This window comes from Aliiglaciecola sp., assembly GCF_039982535.1.
GTDB lineage: Bacteria > Pseudomonadota > Gammaproteobacteria > Enterobacterales > Alteromonadaceae > Aliiglaciecola.
On record NZ_JBDWYG010000082.1, the window covers coordinates 61,007 to 82,768 of the forward strand.

Annotated in this window: 20 protein-coding genes; 17 read left to right on the plus strand and 3 right to left on the minus strand. The window is 42.2% G+C overall.

The window, feature by feature from the left end; translation table 11 throughout:
• The first annotated feature begins 33 nt into the window (after positions 1-33).
• The 12 genes from ABJV04_RS21190 (at position 34) to ABJV04_RS21245 (ending at position 11,270) form a co-directional block, all read left to right on the plus strand.
• Positions 34-1,179 (plus strand): amidase, encoded by a 1,146-nt coding sequence (locus ABJV04_RS21190; protein ID WP_348493768.1) that lies wholly within the window; start codon positions 34-36, stop codon positions 1,177-1,179.
• Positions 1,172-2,320, plus strand: coding sequence for an acyl-CoA dehydrogenase family protein (locus ABJV04_RS21195; protein WP_348493770.1), 1,149 nt, complete (start codon positions 1,172-1,174; stop codon positions 2,318-2,320). The genes ABJV04_RS21190 and ABJV04_RS21195 overlap by 8 nt, the downstream gene beginning before the upstream one ends.
• Positions 2,321-2,376: 56 nt before the next feature.
• Positions 2,377-2,736 (plus strand): IacB protein, encoded by a 360-nt coding sequence (locus ABJV04_RS21200; protein WP_348493771.1) that lies wholly within the window; start codon positions 2,377-2,379, stop codon positions 2,734-2,736.
• Positions 2,737-2,754: 18 nt separating this feature from the next.
• Positions 2,755-3,276 carry a nuclear transport factor 2 family protein gene (locus ABJV04_RS21205; RefSeq protein ID WP_348493772.1) on the plus strand — a complete coding sequence of 174 codons (522 nt, stop codon included), beginning with the start codon at positions 2,755-2,757 and terminating at the stop codon, positions 3,274-3,276.
• An 8-nt stretch (positions 3,277-3,284) separates the two neighbouring features.
• Complete coding sequence (locus ABJV04_RS21210) at positions 3,285-4,571, plus strand: aromatic ring-hydroxylating dioxygenase subunit alpha (protein ID WP_348493774.1); 1,287 nt, start codon at positions 3,285-3,287, stop codon at positions 4,569-4,571.
• 11 nt (positions 4,572-4,582) lie between these two features.
• Entirely contained in the window at positions 4,583-5,065 is a 483-nt protein-coding gene (locus ABJV04_RS21215; RefSeq protein WP_348493776.1) for an aromatic-ring-hydroxylating dioxygenase subunit beta, read from the plus strand.
• A gap of 9 nt (positions 5,066-5,074) precedes the next feature.
• Positions 5,075-5,827 (plus strand): SDR family oxidoreductase, encoded by a 753-nt coding sequence (locus ABJV04_RS21220; protein WP_348493778.1) that lies wholly within the window; start codon positions 5,075-5,077, stop codon positions 5,825-5,827.
• A gap of 19 nt (positions 5,828-5,846) precedes the next feature.
• Positions 5,847-6,803: a PDR/VanB family oxidoreductase gene (locus ABJV04_RS21225; RefSeq protein WP_348493780.1), complete on the plus strand. Its 957-nt coding sequence runs from the start codon at positions 5,847-5,849 to the stop codon at positions 6,801-6,803.
• Between the two features lie 99 nt (positions 6,804-6,902).
• On the plus strand, positions 6,903-7,094 hold the full coding sequence (locus ABJV04_RS21230) for a 2-hydroxymuconate tautomerase (protein ID WP_348493782.1): 192 nt from the start codon (positions 6,903-6,905) through the stop codon (positions 7,092-7,094).
• A 47-nt stretch (positions 7,095-7,141) separates the two neighbouring features.
• Complete coding sequence (locus ABJV04_RS21235; RefSeq protein ID WP_348493784.1) at positions 7,142-8,074, plus strand: flavin reductase; 933 nt, start codon at positions 7,142-7,144, stop codon at positions 8,072-8,074.
• A 125-nt stretch (positions 8,075-8,199) separates the two neighbouring features.
• Positions 8,200-9,453 carry a hypothetical protein gene (locus tag ABJV04_RS21240; RefSeq protein WP_348493786.1) on the plus strand — a complete coding sequence of 418 codons (1,254 nt, stop codon included), beginning with the start codon at positions 8,200-8,202 and terminating at the stop codon, positions 9,451-9,453.
• 185 nt (positions 9,454-9,638) lie between these two features.
• Positions 9,639-11,270: a thiamine pyrophosphate-dependent enzyme gene (locus ABJV04_RS21245; RefSeq protein ID WP_348493787.1), complete on the plus strand. Its 1,632-nt coding sequence runs from the start codon at positions 9,639-9,641 to the stop codon at positions 11,268-11,270.
• A 243-nt stretch (positions 11,271-11,513) separates the two neighbouring features.
• Here ABJV04_RS21245 and fghA read toward each other — a convergent pair whose 3' ends face one another.
• Together fghA and ABJV04_RS21255 are read right to left on the minus strand one after the other, a co-directional pair.
• On the minus strand, positions 11,514-12,353 hold the full coding sequence (fghA, locus tag ABJV04_RS21250) for an S-formylglutathione hydrolase (RefSeq protein WP_348493789.1): 840 nt from the start codon (positions 12,351-12,353) through the stop codon (positions 11,514-11,516).
• Between the two features lie 54 nt (positions 12,354-12,407).
• A complete protein-coding gene (locus ABJV04_RS21255; RefSeq protein ID WP_348493790.1) occupies positions 12,408-13,538 on the minus strand; it encodes an S-(hydroxymethyl)glutathione dehydrogenase/class III alcohol dehydrogenase in 1,131 nt (376 codons plus the stop codon).
• A 261-nt stretch (positions 13,539-13,799) separates the two neighbouring features.
• On the opposite strand from ABJV04_RS21255, the gene ABJV04_RS21260 reads away from it, so the two are divergent.
• From ABJV04_RS21260 to ABJV04_RS21270, 3 genes are all read left to right on the plus strand, one after another.
• Positions 13,800-14,666, plus strand: coding sequence for a LysR family transcriptional regulator (locus ABJV04_RS21260; RefSeq protein ID WP_348493792.1), 867 nt, complete (start codon positions 13,800-13,802; stop codon positions 14,664-14,666).
• Between the two features lie 407 nt (positions 14,667-15,073).
• A complete protein-coding gene (miaE, locus tag ABJV04_RS21265) occupies positions 15,074-15,835 on the plus strand; it encodes a tRNA isopentenyl-2-thiomethyl-A-37 hydroxylase MiaE (protein ID WP_348493820.1) in 762 nt (253 codons plus the stop codon).
• A gap of 559 nt (positions 15,836-16,394) precedes the next feature.
• Complete coding sequence (locus ABJV04_RS21270) at positions 16,395-17,906, plus strand: Fic family protein (protein WP_348493794.1); 1,512 nt, start codon at positions 16,395-16,397, stop codon at positions 17,904-17,906.
• A 495-nt stretch (positions 17,907-18,401) separates the two neighbouring features.
• Here the strand turns inward: ABJV04_RS21270 and ABJV04_RS21275 are convergent, their stop codons facing one another.
• Positions 18,402-19,310: a hydrogen peroxide-inducible genes activator gene (locus ABJV04_RS21275; RefSeq protein WP_348493796.1), complete on the minus strand. Its 909-nt coding sequence runs from the start codon at positions 19,308-19,310 to the stop codon at positions 18,402-18,404.
• A gap of 234 nt (positions 19,311-19,544) precedes the next feature.
• Between ABJV04_RS21275 and ahpC the strand changes: the two genes are divergently transcribed.
• Both ahpC and ahpF read left to right on the plus strand, forming a co-directional pair.
• Positions 19,545-20,108, plus strand: a complete 564-nt coding sequence (ahpC, locus tag ABJV04_RS21280) for an alkyl hydroperoxide reductase subunit C (protein WP_348493798.1) — start codon at positions 19,545-19,547, stop codon at positions 20,106-20,108.
• A gap of 97 nt (positions 20,109-20,205) precedes the next feature.
• Positions 20,206-21,756: an alkyl hydroperoxide reductase subunit F gene (ahpF, locus tag ABJV04_RS21285; RefSeq protein WP_348493800.1), complete on the plus strand. Its 1,551-nt coding sequence runs from the start codon at positions 20,206-20,208 to the stop codon at positions 21,754-21,756.
• The last annotated feature ends 6 nt before the right edge of the window (positions 21,757-21,762 follow it).

Consider the following 21,762-nt stretch of genomic DNA (forward strand, 5'->3'; position numbering starts at 1 on the left):
ACATTAGTATTCGAAACCAAGGCATTCATTACGATGTGTGTATTTACCAAAAAAATTGAAATTGGCACAAATACCCAATTGGTTGCGGGTATCAAAGACAATATTGATGTTGCCGGTTACGTCACCGAAGCTGGTAGCCAAGTTTTTAGTCAAAATGCTAGCGCCACTGAACATGCAGACGTAGTTAAAAGCATGTTGTCATCTGGTGTGAAGTTGGTTGGTAAGCTCAATATGCATGAGTTGGCATACGGCATGACCGGTGTTAACTCTCATCTAGGTACGCCTATTAACTATTTATATCCAGACTATATCCCTGGTGGATCATCGAGTGGATGTGCCGTTGCAGTTGCTGAAATGAAAGTGGATTTCAGTATCGGCACAGATACCGGTGGTTCAATTCGAGTGCCGGCTGCATGTTGCGGTGTTTTCGGTTTTAAGCCCACCTTTGGTCGAGTGAGTCGTAAAGGTGTGGTGCCAGCTGAGTCAACCCTAGATTGTGTCGGTCCGTTAGCGTTTAGCGCGGATGATTTAATTGATGGAATGCGTTGTATCGATAATACCTTTGTACCTATTTCGATTAACAGACCGATTAAATTGGCGCGTGTAGCGGCAAGTGCTGAAGCTGAAATTAATCAGTTAGTTGATGCGGCTATCAACTTAGATGGCATCGAATTAACTAACACCTCTTTAGATCTTTTAGATGACGCTTTTGATGCCGCATTGAAACTCATGAATTTTGAAATGTGGCAGGCATTTGGTGATTTAGTCAATACCGGCAAGTTAGGTAGTGATATTCAAATGCGATTGCAAGGGGCAAGTGAAATTGACCCCAAGATTGTCTCTGAGGCGGAAATGGTAAGACAACAATTTAGCCAGCAAGTCGACGATGCTTTAAGTGGAGTTGATGCTCTCGTATTACCCACACTTGCTTCTTTTCCACTCAAACGAGGGGATGCATTAGCAGGTAAAAATGACCTTTTAATTAGCTCTCTAACCAGACCTTTCAATTTATCTGGGCATCCTGCGATTACCATTCCGCTTCCTAATAAGTTGGGAAAACCAGTGGGAATGCAACTTGTGGGCGCTAAAGGAAATGACGAACTACTGTGCGCAATTGCAAAAAAATTAAGCTGTTCGAATAACAACAACACTGAAAGTGTGGAGAAAAGCGATGTATAAAAATTCAATGGATATGACCCAGTGGGGTGGACAAGAAAAAGTAAGTGCTCTACTTGCTGATATTCGTGCCCGTAGAGGCGAATTCGAAGAGCAGCGTTTTATTTCAAATGATGTTGTTGAAAAATTCAAAGACATTGGGATTTACCGCTCTTTTGTACCAGAAACTTTTGGTGGTAGCGGTAAAACGCCTAGCGAGTTTTTAAAGGCAATTGAAACGATTTCTGCCGCAGATGGTTCAGCCGGTTGGGTAGCTAGTTTTGGTATGAACCCAGCGTATTTAGCTGCCTTACCAATGGATACCCTTAAAGAAGTTTGGAAAGATTCTGCGGATATAGTCTTTGCAGGAGGTATTTTCCCACCACAAAAAGCGAAAAAAGTCACAGGCGGATACATCGTCAATGGTCGCTGGCAATTTGCCAGTGGTTGCATGGGCGCTTCATTATTAGGTGTCGGTGTAATGCCAGATGACGGCAGCAAGTTACCTAAAATGGCAGTGATGCCTGCAGATAAGGTCAAAATTGAAAAGACCTGGAATGTTCATGGCATGGTGGGGACGGGCAGTTTCGATTTAATCGTTGAAGACGTGTTTGTACCTGAGGAATGGACTTTTGTTCGTGGCGGTACGCCAACGGTTGATACACCGTTTTTCAAATATCCTTCATTGTCTTTTGCGGCTCAGGTTTTGTCGGTGACCGCGTTAGGTATTGCTCGTGACGCCATTGATGTGGTGGTGAACTCAGCTAAAAATCGCAAATCAGTGACTGGCGCACCGAATTTAGGTGAACGTCACTATGCACAAATCGATATTGCTAAAGCGGAAGCGAAAGTGCGTTCTTCAAGAGCGTTCTTTTACGAAGCAACAGACGAGGTCTGGGATGTGATCATGCAAGGTGATGAGCCAAGCAAGGATCAAATTAGCCTAATTCGCTTAGCAACTACAAATGTGGCAAGAGAGTGTGCTGAAGCCACTCGCATTGCTTATCAGTTGTCGGGCATGCAAGGGGCCTATGTAGATCACCCCTTATCTCGCTGTTTGAGAGATGCACATTTGGTAACCCAACATGCCTTTATGGGCGAGGTTACCTACCAAAATGCGGGGGCGATCATGTTTGGACACCCACCATTCCCTGGTTATCTATAAGTCAGTATTTAAACTTAATTAATAAAAAATAATAAACCCCATTGGAGGAAAATCTTATGAGTGAATCAACTTCCCATCGCGTCTTGTTTTGTATCGGTGTTAATCAAAATTTCATGGACTCAACTAAAGAAGTCATGGGTGATGTTTGGCAAGCTTTTAGTGCCATGATGAAAGGCATTTCAGATCTACCTGGCGTTAACGTGCTAGGGATTATGGATGATGATCGCATTCAAGTTGGCCCATCAGCGTCAGCTCCATGGACAGCTTATATCATGGCCGATGTTCCAGATCTTGAAAGCGTTATTGCTGGTTGTGATTTTTTCCGTTCTACCCCAGTTGGTGATGGCACTTATAGCTTGTGGAAGTACTGCAAGGTAGAAGCGCGTATTGGCCGTGAACTTGTTGTTCCAAGCTAGATATTTGGTATCGAACCTATGATTTCATTACAACAACTAGACGCATTGCAGCAACGACTCTCAATCTTAGAAAATGAGAAAAGAGTGAGTGCTTGCATGAATAAATACATGCACCTATGTGACGATTTAGCGCCGGGCTTTGAGCTTAAAAACTTGATGGATCTTTTTACTGAAGATGCCATTTGGGAAGGTAAAGGGCAGCGCTACGCCAAAACATTTGGTCGTTATGATGGTAAAGACGCAATTCAAGCAATGTTTGCTAAATATGCCACTTTACCAGGGCATTTTAATTTAAATGTGCATCTTTTGGGTAATGAAGTCATCACCGTTGACGGTAACAAAGGGACAGGGTCATGGCTACTCATGCAGCCTTCAGATTTTGTTGATGGTCGTTCACAACTGAGTTGCGCAAAAATTACCGCTACTTTTACGTTAACTGAACAGACTTGCCAAATTTCCCACTTTGTTACAGAAAATAAATTCAGTCGTCCTATGGCTAAGCCATGGGATAACAGCGCGGCATTGCCAGTGCCAGAATAGGACTTCTTATGACTACAGAAATTAAAGTAAAAAACCTTAACAGTACTGCTGATTTGGTACTGGAAGATAGAGTGCATAAATCCTTGTACTCAGACCCGGAAATTTTCGACGAAGAATTGGATAAAGTCTTTAACAACACTTGGGTATGGGTTGCCCATGAAAGTGAAGTGCCAGAAGCCGGTTCATATAAAACAGCATCTATTGGTCGCCAACCCGTCATTGTGGTGCGTGATCGTAAAAAGAACATCCATGTGATGCTTAATCGTTGTCGTCACAGAGGGGCAACGGTTTGTGAAGGAAAATCAGGCAAAACCAAAGCCTTTACCTGCCCATATCATGGCTGGGGTTATGGCTTGGATGGCAGTTTACGTGCCTTACCAAAACCAGAAGAATATGAAAATATCCTAGATAAAGCCGAATTCGGTCTCGTGAAAGTTCGCACAGAATCCTATAACGGTATGATCTTCGCGACCCTAAAAGACGATTTAGAATCCCTAGACGAACATTTAGGTGGCGCGAAAAAGTGGATCGACCTATTTATGAAGCAAGGCGGTGGTTATCCATTGCAAACCCTAGGTGATCATAGATTCAGATTCCCAGGTAACTGGAAAATTCAGCTTGAGAACACCACAGACGCTTATCATTTCCCCATAGTACATAAGTCATTTATCGCTTCTGTTGACGAAGAAGCAGCTGAAGTCTTTGATTTCCTTGACGGTGAAGGTTACGTAGAAGACTTAGGCAATGGTCATAGTGTAATGGTGATGATCCCTGAGTTGGTCGATCTAGAAGAAAATCTCGATGAGCCTATTCCCGAGCGTTTTGAAGATTTGGCAAAAAGCTTAGCCGATGAAGGCCATTCTGACGAAGAAGTTCGTCGTTTAGTTAGAGCTGTGGGCGGTAGCGGATTTAATTTGAACTTGTTCCCGAATATTGCTTGTTCAATGGCATTTTTCCGTAATCTCGTGCCCATTAGCGTTAACGAAACTGAAATTCACCATATCGCCATTGGTGGTAAAGGTGCACCAGAAGCATTCAACCAAAAACGTATTCGCTTGCATGAACATTTCCAAGGTCCTATGGGCTTTGGTACACCAGATGATGGTGAAGCTTGGGAACGTGTTCAAGCCGGTTCAATTGCTGGAACTGACGGTTGGATCATGGTGAATCGTGGCATGTCCAAATTATCAACTTCCACTGATGGCAATGTTAAAGGAGCGGTGTGCTCTGAAACCGGCATGCGCGCAGCTTATCAGAAGTACAAAAAAATGATGTCTGTGGAAAGCGGAAAATAAGGAGCGATAAAATGAAATTAGATACGCAATTATTAGCCGACGTCACTGCTTTTCTGAATATTGAAGCAGATATGCTAGATAACAAAGAATACCAGCAGTGGTTAGATCTATGGCTTGAAACCGGATTGTATATTGTTCCTGTTGATCATAATGCCACCGATTACGCCAATACCCTAAACGTTGCTTACGATGACGATGAAATGCGTAAATTACGCATTGAACGTTTAACTAGCGGCGATGCTATCTCAACTCAATTAGGTGAAAAAACCGTGCGTACCATGTCGCGTTTTCGGATCCTAGATGATATCGACGGCTTTGTAAGAGTGCGTTGTGCATACAGCTTATATGAGAACAACAAAAACGGACTGCGTTGTTATCCTGCTAATTTGCAATTTAAATTAGTTCGCGACGGTGGCAGTTTTAAAATTGCTGAAAAGATCGTCAAAGTGATGAAATCAAGCCAGCATCTGACTACTGTCAGTTACTTGTTCTAAGGGGACGTTATGAGCGCTAATAAAAAAGTCGCTTTGGTCACCGGTGCAGCCCAAGGACTCGGATATGTAATTTGCGAGTCTTTGATAAAAGCGGGTTATTCGGTAGTAGTCAGCGACATAAACGAGTCAATGGTAGCGGATGCCGCTAAACAACTTGATCCAACCGGCAAAGTGGCGGTGGCAACTAAACTTGATGTTATGAATAAACAAGATTTCATCGCTGGTTTAGCCTTCACCACTGAAACCTTCGGGCACTGTGACGTGTTAGTCAACAACGCAGCAATGACACCAACCACGGCGTTAATGGATATTAGCCCAGAAGAGTTTAGCCAAGTGCTGGATATTAATTTGCGCGGTAACTTTCTTGGTAGCCAGGTCTTCGGACAATATTTTGCCGACAAAGGTTTTGGACGAATTATTAACTTAGCGTCCCTTGCAGGGCAAATGGGCGGTACTGCATCTGGTGCTCATTATGCGGCATCAAAGGCGGGCATTACCACCTTAACCAAAATCTTTGCCAGACAGTTTGCTGAACAAGGGGTTACGGTAAATGCAATTGCGCCAGGCCCAGTAGATATCCCATCTGTTAGAGAAAAAGTGCCAGCAGATAAACTTGAACATATTATTAATAACATGATCCCCGTTAAGTCTATGAGCAACCCTGAATTTATCGGTTCAGTGGTAGTGATGATGGCGGCCGAAGAAGCCAATACGGTCACCGGTGCCACTTGGGATATTAACGGCGGCATTTACATGCGTTAAGCATGATTAGGAGAACCTAGTGGATAATGAATTAATCGACGTAGTTATAACGTCTCGCACTGAACAAGGTGCGGGAATTGCTGTAATGGAACTGGCAAAGGCTAACGGCGAAGCCTTACCAGCATTTTCTGCTGGCGCTCACATTGATGTGTATTGCGGTGATGATTTAATCCGTCAATATTCTTTATGTAATGATCCTGCATCTAGCGATGTGTACCGGATCGGCGTATTAAACGATCCTAATTCTAGAGGCGGCTCAGCTAAGATCCATGCTGAATTTGCTGAGCAGCAACAGATTAAAATTAGTGCGCCACGGAATCATTTTCCGCTTAATTTAGACGCCCAAAAGACCATTCTTGCTGGCGGCGGAATAGGCATTACGCCAATGATCGCTATGGCGTACGAATTGTTAAAAGCTAACAAAGAGTTTGAACTGCATTATTGTACCCGTACCAAAGGCGCTGGTGCTTTTGAAGATGAGTTGGTTAGCGCTTTCGGTGATCGCGTTTGTTTCCACTATGATGATCAAGATAAATCTCAGCTGTTCTCACCACAAGATACTTTCGGCTCTGCCCAATCAGGCACACATATCTATGTATGCGGTCCCACAGGTTTTATGGACTGGGTGATTAACAGCGCCAAAGAATTGGATTATCCCACCGAGCAAGTTCACTTTGAATACTTTAGTGCAGATGTTGATACATCCGGTGATAGCTTTGAAGTTTACTGTGAGCAAAGTGATATCACAGTGACTGTGGGGAGTGAAGATACCATTGCCAAAGCATTGCGAAAAGTTGGTGTGAAAGTCAGCATGTCTTGCGAAGAGGGGGTTTGTGGCACTTGCATAACCGATGTGATTGAAGGCATTCCTGATCACCGTGACCATTTTTTAACGGATGAAGAAAAAGAAGACAATGACCAAATCGCACTATGTTGCTCTCGCGCTAAATGTGAAAGATTAGTTATTGATATTTAATCGTATTATAGAAATTTTTGACGTTTTCAACTAGCCAAGCTAGGGCACTTTAGGCAAGGGTCTATTAAGGTGAAAGCGTCAACAAAAACGGAGTCAACTATGCCAATAGTGAATGTAAATATGATGGAAGGTCGCTCAGTGGAGCAAAAAGAAGCGTTAATCAAAGCGGTGGCTGAAGCCGTGATGGACTCCATCGGCGCACCGGAAGAAAATATTCGGGTGATCATTAGCGAATATTCAAAGGCACATTGGGGTATAGGAACGTTACCGGCACATAAAGCAGGTCGCTAACCACTTTTTAGAATATATAGCTAGAAGCAAACGTTAGGATAAAAACTATGACAACGACTAAGTTTGATAAACGAGATTTTAGAACCGCATTAGGGCAATTTCCTACTGGGGTAACCGTAATTACCACTGTTGATGAAAATGGGTCTCCAATAGGTTGTACAGCTAGCAGTTTTAACAGTGTGTCTATCGATCCAGCACTTGTTTTGTGGAGCATTGATAAAGGTGCTTTCAGTAAATCTATATTTGCAAACGCAGAATACTTTGCCATCAATGTGTTAAGTGAAAATCAGGTTGAAACTTCAAATAAATTTGCCGGCAGAGGAGAAGATAAATTTAAAGATGTATCCTTTTCCGAAGGCCTAGGCGGCGCACCATTATTGGAAGGCTGTGGCGCACAGTTTGAGTGTAAAACCTGGAATGTCTACGAAGGTGGAGATCACCTGATTATTGTTGGTGAAGTGCTTAAATACAACCACGATGACTCGCTTACACCCTTAGCTTTCTCGCGCGGTAGTTACGCTATTACATCCACTCATCCAAGTGGCAATGTGCAGAAAAATCAAGCTGAAACGGGTAACGAATTTTTAGATAACTATTTGTTATATTTACTGAATTCTGCTATTTCTAAATATCGTCAAGACTTATACCCGAAACTAATTGATGGTTGTGATGTGACTCCAGAGCAATGGCGAGTCGTCACTATTCTTTCAAATACACCTGTGCATACCTTAAAGACCCTGTCTATTTTGGCCATGCAACCATTGGAAGATCTAAGTGAATCTGTGGACTCTCTTAAGGAAAAAGGGGCGCTAACCACTGTCGACGATAAACTCGTTTTGACTGATTCAGGTATGGCGTTACAGAAATCCTTATTAGCGGTTGCTGCGCAGCATGAAGAACATATGCTGGGTAATTTAAAACCAGAGCAAACAGAAGTACTTAAAACGGCCTTAAAAAGCATTATTGAGATAGATAACTAAAGTTGCTGGAAAAGGTGATGTTCTATCACCTTTTTTATTTAGTTAGTAGACGAATAAGATTTTGACGAGCAAACGATTCAATATATTTAATAGCTTCATATAAGAATAAAAAAGAGAAAGTAAATATGAAAGGAAAATCTAGCTCGTTTTTTAGTGTGTTAGGGCCAGGCATTTTATATGCGGCCGCAGCGGTAGGTGTTTCTCATCTTGTGCAGTCTACCCGGGCAGGGGCGGATTATGGCCTAGGGCTCACATTTATTATCATTTTAGCCTGTTTGGTTAAATATCCTGCTTTACGTTTTGGTGGCGAATTTGCCGCATCAACGGGGAAAAATCTAATTACCAGTTATCGAACGGCTGGCTGGTTTATCTTCGCAATCTATGCTTTCGCAGAAATTTTCAGTATGGTTTTTGTGGTGGGCGCCATTGCTCTTTTCACTCTAGGTTTATTTCAAGCGGCTTTTGATTTTTCAATCAATCCAGTTTTGGGGGTGAGTGCATTGTTGTCGGTGATCGCTTTATTTTTGTGTAGTGGTCATTACATCTTATTGGAACGCCTAACTAAATACGTCGTTTCCTGTTTTACCGTACTGATTGTTATCACTGTGGTCTTGGTTGCTGGAAAGATGGAATGGTCTCCTGCGGTTTTCACTATCCCTGCTATAGATTCCTCCGTCATTCTTTATGTTGTTGCTTTGATTGGTTTTATGCCGTCACCAACCGATGGTTCCGTGACCCAATCCCTTTGGACTTGCGCACGGGCAGAAGATACCGGTAAATTGCCAACGCCTCGCGAAGCGCGCCTAGATTTTAACGTGGGTTATGTGATGAGTGTGTGTTTGGCACTTTGCTTTTTGGTGTTAGGCACCGGCTTGATGAACAACACCGGAGTGGCTATTGAAGTCAGTAACTCGGGTTTTTCAAGACAATTGATGGCGCTGTTTACTCAAACCATTGGTCCTTGGAGCTTTCCATTGATTGCGACTATTGCGATTTTCGTGATGTTCTCAACACTGTTCGCAGTGGTCGATGGAATGACTAGGGTGTTGGTTGGAATTCTTGATAGCGGGGTTAACCGTCCAGAGTTAAAACTAAGCTCTAAGAAAAACTATAACATTGCCATGATCTTGCTGTGTATTGCGGCAATTCTGATTTTGGCCACCATGCTTGAATCCTTTGCAACTTTTATCGATATTACTTCGGTCATCGTCTTTGTGATTAGCCCTATTTTGGCCTATTTGAATCATCGCGCCATGTGGAGCGAACAAGTTCCTGAAGCATTACGGCCCAGCCTATTTATGAAAGTGTGGAGCCTGTGTGGGGTGTTTATATTAACCACCTTTACGCTCATCTATTTTTACTATCGCTTATTTACCTAACCTTTTTCTGTGAGTTTTAGTCCCTTTGGTGTGTTTATTTATCCCAGCAAAGGAGTCTGAAACACCCTGAAAAAGAGTGAAAAAGGCGACAAGAAATAAAATACAAACAATGGGTATTAATCCATTTAAGTTGTCTCTTTGAGATGCATTATTAGACCATTAACATCAACGGAATTTAGTAGACTATGACACAGATCACTTGCTCAGACGCCATTATCCAATATTTGATAAAAAATGGTGTGGATACCATTTTTGGTATCCCTGGCGCGCAAACTTATGCTTTTTTTGATGCCCTAAGTCGATATCAAGACAAAATTAAACTGGTTGTGACTCGTCATGAGCAAGGTTCTGGTTATATGGCATACGGCTATGCTAAATCCACTGGCAAAGTTGGGGTTTACTGTGTGGTTCCGGGGCCTGGAGTACTAAACTCCACCGCAGCACTTTGTACCGCCCATAATACCCCAGTTTTATGTATTACTGGTGAAGTGCCAAGTGAGTTTGTTGGTATAGGCCATGGCATGTTGCACGAACTGGATGACCAACTGGGTATTTTGAAAGTGCTAACCAAAAGCGCCGCCCGTATTAATCATTCAGTTGATGCGCCCGCTACTATGTCTAATGCTTTCACCCAATTAACCTCTGGTCGCCAAAGACCAGTGGCAATCGAAGTGCCAATGGATATCTTTGGCCAAAAAGCGACTGTCGATCTGGATTTCCCTGCCATACCTAGCCCAGCTTATGAACCCAATGGGAATAAAATTCAAGCTGCGGTAGAGATGATCCGTAAGGCGAAAAATCCAATGATTATGGTCGGTAGTGGTGCCGTTGATGCAAAAGATGAAATTCTGCAATTAGCCAAATTGTTGCAAGCCCCAGTGGTGTCTTTCCGTGGAGGTAGAGGCATTGTGAGTGATGATTCTCCTTACGGATTCAACTGTGCCGCCGGATATAAACTGTATCCTGAGGTTGATGTAATGATCGGGATTGGCTCAAGAATGGAATTACCAGCATTTCGCTGGCAAAACGGCGTGGCTAAATGTGAACTAGTGCGTATCGATATTGATCCCACTCAGTTAACACGACTGCGCGGCGATGTTTCAATTGTTGCAGACGCGACTTTAGCCACTCAAGCACTGCTAACAGAATTAGAAAAAGACGCGACACCACGCCCTAGTAAAGAAGCCTATTTTAACGAAATCAAAGCACAAAGCTGGCAAGAAATTCAAAAAGTTCAGCCGCAGATGACTTACCTGAACATCATTCGCGATGTTATGCCCAGAGACGGCTATATTGTTGAAGAGATTTCTCAAGTTGGCTTTACGTCTTGGTTAGGATTTCCAGTTTACGAACCTCGTCACCTAGTGACCTGTGGCTACCAAGGTAACCTTGGCCATGGGATCCAAACGGGGATGGGAGTGAAAGTGGCCAACCCTGACAAAGTGGTAATGTCGATTGCCGGAGACGGCGGTTTCATGTTCGGTGTGCAAGAGTTAGCGACGGCTGTGCAATTTAAAATTGGACTGATTATTTTATTGTTCAATAACAATGCCTACGGCAACGTCAGACGAGATCAGATTAATTTCTTCAATGGCAATGTGGTGGGGTCGGAGTTAACCAACCCTGATTTTGTTAAGTTGGTTGAAAGTTTTGGTGCCAAAGCGTATCAATCTAGTTCACCAGAGGACTTTAAAGAACTGCTCGAACAAGCAGTAGTCGACTCCAAAGACGGTCCTGTAGTCATTGAGATCCCTTGCGAACGGGGCAGCGAAACCTCTGTTTGGGAGTTTTTGATGCCAGCGGGATACGGCAACTAAGGTTTCAAATTTAACTTGCTGTAGCTTAACAGCAAGGAAATATTGGTTTACTAGGCAGTTAGTTACTCCGAAGCTAGCTGCCTTTTTTATATGCGCTCAATCAACTACGTACGCAACGAAGGGTATGACAGAGTAACTGGCAACCCTAAGTTGGGTTGCCAGAATATAAAAACTTGGATTATTCTGGCGTGTGCCAAGTAGTATTTTGGCTACCCACTACAAAAAGTAGCTTGGTTGGAGTTACTACTTATTAAAATAGCTATGGTGAAAACGCAGATGGGTTTCTATGAAGCTCGCAATAAAATAGTAGCTATGGTCGTACCCCTCGTGGATTTGTAAATCAAGAGGATAGTTACTCACCTTAGCTGCACTTGTTAGCATTTCAGGCTTTAACTGCTCAAGCAAAAAATCATCAGCACCACCTTGATCTACTTTTGCGGGAACCAGTTGGATAGCTTTTCTCATTAACTCACTGGCATCATAATTTTGCCATAGAGTTTTATCTTTGCCCAAATAAGCGGTAAAGGCTTTTTCTCCCCAAGGCGTTTTTATCGGATTGCAAATAGGACTAAATGCAGAAACTGAACTATAGCGGGTTGGGTTTAACATGGCGATGCATAGCGCGCCATGACCACCCATTGAATGACCGCTAATGGCGCGTTTTTCTGACACTGGAAAGGTATCTTCAATCAGCTTGGGGAGTTCATTAACCACATAATCATACATCTGATAATGGCTATCCCACGGCGCTTGTGTTGCATTAACGTAAAAACCTGCCCCTTGGCCTAAATCGTAACCTTTATCATCGGCTACATTTTTTCCACGAGGGCTGGTATCTGGTGCGACAATTGCGATACCTAATTCGGCAGCGATACGCTGGGCCCCGGCTTTTTGCATGAAATTTTCATCGCTGCAGGTGAGTCCAGATAGCCAATACAATACAGGTACTTTTTGCCCCGTTAGTACCTGAGGTGGTAAATAGATAGCAAATCGCATACTGCAATTTAGGGTAACTGACTGGTGGCTATATTGTTTGTGCCAACCACCAAAACTTTTGTTGGTACTTAAATTTTCAATGCTCATTGCTATACCTTATGTTTGTCCAGAAGCTACGTGGGTAGGGGATTACGTGCATTCTTATTTGTCGAAATGAATGACGGTTCGAATGCTTTTTCCCGAATGCATTAAGTCGAATGCATCATTTACGTCTTCTAGTGGCATAGTGTGAGTGATAAAGTCGCTTAATTTAAATTCACCGGCTAAGTAGCGTTCTACATAATCAGGTAATTCAGTGCGCCCTTTAACGCCACCAAAAGCTGAACCTCGCCATACTCGGCCGGTTACCAGTTGGAACGGACGAGTTGAGATCTCTTGTCCAGCACCCGCTACACCAATGACCACAGACTCCCCCCAACCTTTGTGGCAACACTCTAACGCAGAGCGCATTAGATCCACATTACCAACACATTCAAATGAATAATCGACACCACCATCGGTTAGCTCGACAATGATATCTTGAATGGGTTTATCGTAGTCTTTGGGGTTAATACACTCTGTTGCACCTAGTTTTTTCGCGAGTTCAAATTTACTTTCGTTGATATCAATGGCAATAATACGACTTGCTTTTGCCATAGTAGCGCCAATCACCGCAGATAAACCAATACCGCCAAGACCAAAGATGGCAACGCTTGCGCCTTCTTCAACTTTAGCTGTATTCATGACTGCACCCATGCCTGTTGTTACTCCACAACCCAATAAGCAAACTTCATCTAGTGGTGCGGATTTATTGACCTTGGCTAGGGATATTTCGGGTAATACTGTGTATTCAGAAAATGTAGAGCAACCCATGTAATGGAAAATAGGTTTGCCATCTTTGTAAAAGCGAGTGGTGCCATCGGGCATCAAACCTTTACCTTGGGTTTCACGGATCTTTTGGCACAGGTTAGTTTTTCCCGAAAGGCAGAATTTACATTCACCACACTCTGGAGTGTAAAGTGGTATTACATGGTCGCCCACCTCTACACTAGTAACACCTTCACCGACTTGTTCAACAATACCACCGCCCTCATGACCTAAAATAGCGGGGAAAATGCCTTCGGGATCATCTCCAGATAAGGTAAATGCATCCGTATGACAGACGCCTGAGGCGATAATTTTGATAAGCACTTCACCTTTGCGAGGTAGCATTACATCTACTTCTTCAATGGACAAAGGTTGATTGGCAGCCCAAGCAATGGCGGCTTTTGATTTAATAAATCTATCTGTCATATTTTTTCTCACTTTGAAGTTGCTACTAGTCTATTCGCAATACAGTTTTGCAGCGTCGTTTACCTTGATCATTGATAACACCGCAAAACACCCTGAATTACTTGTAATTTGTGCTTTTGGAAGGTGTTACAAACCTATGTTAACGACATTCTGCATCAGGATATTTCACTGCATGGGAATGTAATGAAAGCATTATAGTTGTTTCCAAAAAGATGATAATATGCGTATTTGTTAAATCACTTTTACGATATGGTAATAATTATGCAGTGGGAAGGTATTGTTGAGTTTGTTTATGTCGCCGAGAACGAAAGTTTTACTCAGGCCTCTAAAAAAATGACTATTTCAACTGCTCAAGTAAGCCGCCAAATAAGTGCGCTGGAAAAGCGACTTAATATAAAACTGTTTTATCGCACAACACGCAAAGTATCCTTAACTGAAGAAGGTCGCGTTTTTTACCAGCACTGCCGCAGTCTAATGGATGGTTTAGAAGCCGCCGAGCGCGCCATAACTAACTTGCAATCGAAACCTCAAGGTAAGATAAAACTGACGGCACCGGTCACTTATGGTGAACAACAGATTTTGCCTTTGGTAAATAACTTTATGGCCCAGTACAGTTATATTGAAGTAAGGGCATTTTTAACTAATCAAAATGTAGATTTGCTTGAAGGTGGTTACGATTTAGCAATTCGATTAGGGAAGTTAAGTGATTCTTCAATGATGGCAAAAAAGCTAGGAACACGAACCAATTATGTTTGCGCATCGTCATCCTACCTAGACAGAAATGGCATTCCTCATTCTTTGTCAGAATTGAATCAACACAATTGTTTGTTAGGAACCTTGGACTATTGGCGTTTTAAACAATCTGATAAAGAAAAGAACATGCGAGTGACGGGGAAAACACGTTACAACAGTGGTTTCGGACTGGTTGATGCCGCGCTGAAAGGTTTAGGCATAGTGCAATTACCCGATTATTATGTTCAAGAACACATACAAAGTGGAAAATTGATCACTTTATTGGATAATTATCGAGAGCCAGACGAGGGGATTTGGGCTATCTACCCTCAAAATCGCCATTTGTCGCCAAAAATTAGGCTGCTGGTGGATTATTTAGCGGAGCAATTACAGTAAAAATGCTGCTCTGAGTGACCTATACCAATTTACTTGTTGCAGCTTTATTCTTTTTCTAGCGTTGTTGATCCCCATCAAAAATTTTTAGATATGACACTCCCCAACGGTGGACAGATGAAGCCATCAAGGCTGAAAATCTGTCAATATAATTAGTAGAGCATAGGAATTGTGAGCTGAAAGGTTAAGTGTGCAAAGACTTCAATAAATCGTTTATATGTAACCACTGTAATTACTTCTTGTTTGCGCAGTTAAAATGCGCATAATTACGACGTATTTGCTACAGGGCAGATTGTTACCATCTCTAGAAAGCAAATTAAAAAACACGCCCAAAAGATTTTCAGCCTTATCGTTTAGACATTAAATCGGGTTTAAATTTGTTAATTGATGGATTTTAAGTGAGTACCATTTTGAATGTTATAAAATTACTAGACCCTATTACTAGGTTTCTCCAATGCCAAACCCCTCAATCATGGATAGACGAGGCCATCAAGCCTGAAAACCTGCCGATATTATTAGTGGATCATGCGAATTGTGAGCTTAAAGCTGCGCAAACTGCAATGTTGTTGTTGCGTCGTTATGCGGTGGATAAAGAAAGTGGAGACGCGTTGTTGGCTTGGTTAAAGCCATTCGAAGACTTTGTTTATCGCAAAGTGGGTGATGGAAACTTTAAAGACCACGTTAACCTGTCAAAAAAATTGATCAGCAAATCCAACTTTGCCCACGGTGATGAACTGATAAATAAAATGGTTATGTTGATCAAAGAAGAACTGCACCATTTTCAGCAGGTGTGGGACATTATGCAAAGCCGTGGTATTGAATATAGCAATTTAACGGCTTCTCGGTATGCCCGTGGCATGATGAAAGGTGTCCGTACCCATGAGCCTGCCAAGCTAACAGATACCCTAATTTGTGGCGCATTCATTGAGGCTAGAAGTTGTGAACGTTTTGCTAAGTTAGCGCCATTTTTAGATGCAGAACTAGAGACCTTTTACATCTCTTTATTGCGCTCTGAAGCTCGGCACTTTCAAGATTATCTGAGCTTAGCGGATAAAATTTCACTACAAGGCATTGAACAAAGGGTGGAGTGGTTTAAACAAAAAGAAGCGGAATTAATTCTATCTGATGATAGTGAATTCCGCTTTCATAGTGGTGTTTTGGTGGGCGCGTAAACAACGATTAGTTAATCGATTTTGCGGCATTGGATTTTGCACCACAAAGTTGATCACCATAGTAGTTATTTGTGTAATTACAATCAGTTGTCTGGTTGTTCAAATTATCATGGACATCCATCTTTAAAGTGGTTTATCGAGTTCATTATTAAATAAAGACGTCGTAGTTAATTTAGATAAATCACTCAAAGATCTATCGTTCGGCAGAGTTCTTTAGTTTTAAATTGACAATATTACAAGTGTAATGGGCATGCGATAGCGCGAAGGCAAAAGGTGGCGGTACCACTAATTGGTGAGGTTTGGTCCGTTAGATTCAGAGTGTTGGTCCAATCAAAGCGTGATTTTGCATGCAGTAGATAACATATGCACTGTTGTTGGCGAGGTGATACGGAAAGATATCTTCATTACTCCCTTCTCCTAAAAGCATTAAAGCCTATAAATTTTGATGCAATAAAACCTACAAAGAGAATGACATTAAAACCTATAAATGATATAACGCTAAAACCGAGAGGTGAGGATTGATAACTGGTTAGTATTACGAGTTATAGTTGGAGCGAACATGAATGACATATCACGAAAACTAGCAGATTCGCTTGAACAATTACAACAGCTTCAAGAGTCAGGGGGGGTTGCCATCCAGTCAAAGCAACTCAGCAGAGTACATCGAGAGCGGCTATTGAAGCATGGGTTTATTCGCGAAGTTATCCGGGGCTGGTATATACCAGCGATGCCAGATGAAAAGCCAGGCGACAGTACATCTTGGTACACCTCTTTTTGGGACTTCTGTGCCGCCTACTTGTCAGAACGATTCGACAAATCCTGGTGTCTCTCACCTGAGCAATCACTTAGTTTGCATATCGGCGATAGAACCGTGCCTCAGCAATTGCTCGTGCGCTCGCCCAAAGGCAATAATAAACCCACCGCCTTTCTGCACAACACCTCGATTTTTGATGTCAGGTTGAACATGCCCGCCGCAGAATACATTGAAAACCTGGACGGGCTCAATGTATACAGCTTAGCGGCAGCGCTTGTTTATTCTTCGGCGAATCAGTTTCAAAATGCGCCCATCCAAATGCGTACTGCCTTATCGATGGTGACAGATGCATCTGACGTATTGTCCGTTTTACTCGCCGGTAATCACAGTGTGATTGCCGGCCGATTAGTTGGCGCTTTTAGAAACATTGGCCGGGATCTGATTGCTGACAACATCTTAAAGGGTATGCAAGCGGCGGATTTGAAAGTGCAGGAAGAAGATCCTTTCGCAGAGAAAGTGCAGGTGAGCTTTGGTCGTCGTGATGTCTCGCCCTATGTTAATCGCATACGGTTAATGTGGGCGCAAATGCGTGAAAATGTTATAGCGCACTTTCCATCAGCCTCAAGCCAAACTATCGACATCGCAACCTACATGGCCGAAGTGGAAGATAAATACGTCACAGACGCCTACCACTCATTGTCCATTGAAGGCTATCGGGTGACTCGTGAATTGATTGAACTGGTTCGCTCTGGCAACTGGCAAGCTGATGGTTCTGATGAGAGCCAAAAGCATTTAGATGCCATGGCCACTAAAGGCTATTGGGATGCGTTTCAGGAAGTTAAAAAGGCAGTGTTAGCAGTATTAGAAGGTAAGAATCCTGGCGACTTATTGGAACAGACGCACAGCGATTGGTATCTCGCCTTATTTGGCTCAAGTGTGGCCGCCGGTATTATTAAACAATCGGACTTGGCCGGTTACCGTTCAGGGCCTGTCTATATTCGCCAGAGTATGCACACACCCCCTAGTCGAGAAGCGGTTCGCGATATGATGCCTACACTCTTCGACTTGCTCGCAGAAGAGGAAAGTGCAGCAGTCAGAGTGGTACTGGGGCACTTCATTTTCGTCTACATCCACCCTTATTTTGATGGCAACGGCAGAATGGGCCGGTTTATTATGAACTTAATGATGGCCTCAGGCGGTTACCCTTGGACAGTCGTACCCGTCGAGCGACGAGATGAATACATGAAAGCATTGGAATCGGCGAGTGTTGGGCAAGACATTGTGCCGTTTACTAAGTTTTTAGCCTCGTTATTATAGGCTTCTTAAATTCTTTAAAAGGCTGATGTTTTCCTCAAAAATACATGGAAAAAAATACATGGACAGGCATCTTTTAAGGTAGTAAAAATTGCAGCCAATAACTTTTACAGAAGGTTGCCGAATGGTTTCAATGTGTTAGCAGTTTAGATAAATACCTATTGAACAAAGAGTGGAGTGGTTTAAACAAAAAGAAGCGGAATTAATTCTATCTGATGATAGTGAATTCCGCTTTCATAGTGGTGTTTTGGTGGGCGCGTAAACAGCGATTAATTAATCGATTTTGCGGCATTGGATTTTGCACCACAAAGTTGATCACCATAGTAGTTATTTGTGTAATTACAATCAGTTGTCTGGTTGTTTACTGCTTTTGCATTGAATATAGACTTAACGTTTTTGATTAGAGTTTGCATGTTATTCACCTTGTGTTAATTGAGGGGGTATCATGGCCTACTCTGATAAATATTTAAAATTGAATAAATCAATAAACTCATTCGATTAATTAGAACCACACTTTTCCTCTAACTGCTCGTGAAATATATCTTTTAAAATCGTCAGCTCCGAAGTTCTTACATAATTAGGCCTTATTATCAGCGCGATAGTGCGATGCGGGCCTGGTTCATTTAAGTGAATCGCGCGTAATTCTGATTGGTGATGAATAAGCTGATCTAATGCCATTTGTGGCACTAAGGTGGTGCCTAGCTTTCCTGCCACCATCTGCACTATGGTATGCAAGCTGGCAGAATCAAAGTCAGACTGCTGTTTTTTGTTTTGTAAGCTACAGGCCACTAGCGCATGATCTTTTAAACAATGTCCGTCTTTCAACAGCATTAGCTTTTCAATTTCCATCTCTTCACTGGTGATTTCTTTCATTTGACTGGGGCTTTCGTCTTTATGACTTACCCAAAAAAAGTCTTCTTCCCAAAACGGGAAAGTCATCAATCCCTCTACCGGGTAGGGGAGTGCGAGCACTGCCGCATCTATATCACCGTTACGTACTAAGTCCACTAACACATGAGACTGTTCTTCTACTATTTGCAATTTGAAATCCGGGTATTGTTGACGAACCTCTGGCAAGACTTTAGGCAACATATATGGACCAATGGTTGGAATGACCCCTAAGGTCATAGGTCGTGATAATGGCGCTTTATTTGTTTGCGCAAGTTGCATTAACTCATCCATCTCAATTTTAATGCGTTTTGCCTTGGCTAAAATAATCTCGCCATCAGCGGTGATTAAGACTTGCTTGTTATTCCTTTCAAAAATTTGCAATCCAACTTGCTTTTCCAATTCATTTATTGCGGTGCTTAATGCTGATTGGGAAACGTTGCAGGCTTCAGCTGCTTTTTTGAAGTGGCGGGTTTTTTCAATGGCCAGTGCGTATTTTAATTGTTTTAAAGAAACCATAAGTGTTATTCCAAAAAATTGAACATTAGTACAAGTAAATTCGATTGAGATTGATTGTATCAGTGGAAGCCACAAAACCAGGCATTTTTATAGTTCTAAAAAATAGAAGATAAGTATAGATTTAATTAAATTTAACTGCACGTTGATTCGAACTATTATTCTCCCCGTCGAAAGCAAACACGCTTTTCAAACAAAACAATTTAAAGCAAATTTTTATTAAAGAGGAATACAAACATGGCTCAGATCGGAAAAACTATCCCAGAATTTACAGCTCAAGCATTTCATAACGGCGAGTTCGTTGAAGTAACGTCTGAAAGTGTTAAAGGAAAGTGGGGCATCTTCTTGTTCTATCCTGCTGACTTTACTTTCGTATGTCCTACTGAACTTGAAGATATGGCTTCACATTACGAAGAGCTTCAAGGTCTTGGTGTAGAAGTATATGCAGTATCAACTGACACGCATTTCTCTCACAAAGCATGGCACGATTCTTCAGACGCTATTGGTAAAATCAACTTCCCAATGATTGGTGACCAAACTGGCACAATCACTCGCGGATTTGATGTGATGATCGAAGAAGATCACATGGCACATCGTGGCACATTCTTGGTTGACCCTGATGGCGTTATCCAAGTAGCACACATTCACGCTGGCGGCATCGGCCGTAACGCAAAAGATATGGTTCGTAACGTTAAAGCAGCTCAATACGTACGTGAAAACGACGGTGAAGTATGTCCTGCAGCATGGGAACAAGGTCAAGAAACCCTAACTCCTAGCTTGGACCTAGTAGGTAAAATCTAAATTTAGATTAATCCACTAAAACTGGCGGGTTAAAGGAGGTACAGACTTCCACCCGCCATTTTTTTCACCAGTTTATTTGCAGTAAAAAGGTAACACTATGTTAAATAACGATATTTTAAATGCTCTAAAATCTTATACAAAAAATATGACTAACAGCGTGGCACTAGTTCTACAAACTGGTGAGCATGAAAAACGTCAAGAATTAGTCCAATTTTTAACATCATTGTGCTCAGTTTCAGATAATCTGACGCTAATTGAGCGTGATGACAACCTTCGCAGCCCTCTTACTTTCAAATTGGAAGTTGATGACAAAGCAAACGGGATTTCGTTCTCAGGCATTCCCAGTGGGCATGAGTTTAACTCACTTATATTAGCCATTTTACAATCTTCAGGAACGGATCTTAAACTCGATAAAACCTTGCAAAGCATGGTACAGAAAGTTAAAGACGATTTACATTTTGAAGTCTTTATTTCGTTAAGTTGCCACAACTGTCCGGATGTTGTGCAATCGTTAAATCAATTTGCATTATTGAATGACACTATAAGCACAGAAATGCTAGATGGCGGCTTGTTTCCAGAATTGATTGAGCAGCGCAACATTCAAGGTGTTCCTAGTGTTTACTTAAATGGCGAGTTGTTTGCCAATGGTAAAATTGATACTGCACAGTTGGTCGACAAATTAATCCAACGTTACCCTTATATTGTCGGTGGCGATGATAACGAAGCCTTACCACTTCAAGATGTGACTGTTATCGGTGGTGGCCCAGCAGGCGTTGCAGCCGCGATTTATTCTGCCCGTAAAGGTTTGAATGTGACTATGATTGCCGATCGAATTGGTGGTCAGGTTAAAGATACTGTAGGAATCGAAAATTTAATTTCTGTTCCTAAAACAACAGGGACAGAGCTAACCGGCAATTTGCTCGCCCACTTAAATGATTATGAGGTCAACATTAAAGAGTTCTTACGTGTTGATAAAATCGATAAAGGTAAAACCAAAAAGATCCATTTATCTAGTGGTGAAATTGTCGAAACTAAAACGGTTATTGTCGCAACTGGGGCAAAATGGCGCGAGCTAGGTGTACCAGGTGAGAAAGAAAACGTTGGTTCCGGCGTAGCTTATTGCCCACACTGTGACGGACCTTTCTTTAAAGGCAAAGATGTTGCGGTTGTTGGTGGCGGTAATTCCGGTATTGAAGCGGCAATAGATTTAGCCGGTATGGTAGACCACGTCACTGTATTTGAGTTTTTGCCAGAGTTAAAAGCCGACAAAGTGTTGGTGGAAAAAGCCGAAGCTAATAGTAAAATTACGATTATCAAAAACGTCGCTACCAAACAGATATTGTCTGAAAATGGCAAAGTTGTTGCCCTTGAATATGAAGATAGAGTGACGGGTGAAATAAAACAACAAGCACTAGCTGGCGTGTTCGTACAAATTGGTTTAGTGCCTAATAGTGCATTCCTAAAAGATGTGATTGAACTGAGCAAATTTGGTGAAGTGGTTATCGATCATAAGTGTGCCACCTCTGAACCTGGTATTTTTGCAGCGGGCGATGTTACTACTGTACCGTATAAACAAATTGTCATCGCAATGGGCGAAGGGTCAAAAGCCTCTCTATCTGCCTTTGATTATTTGATACGTGAGAGTTAATTTTTA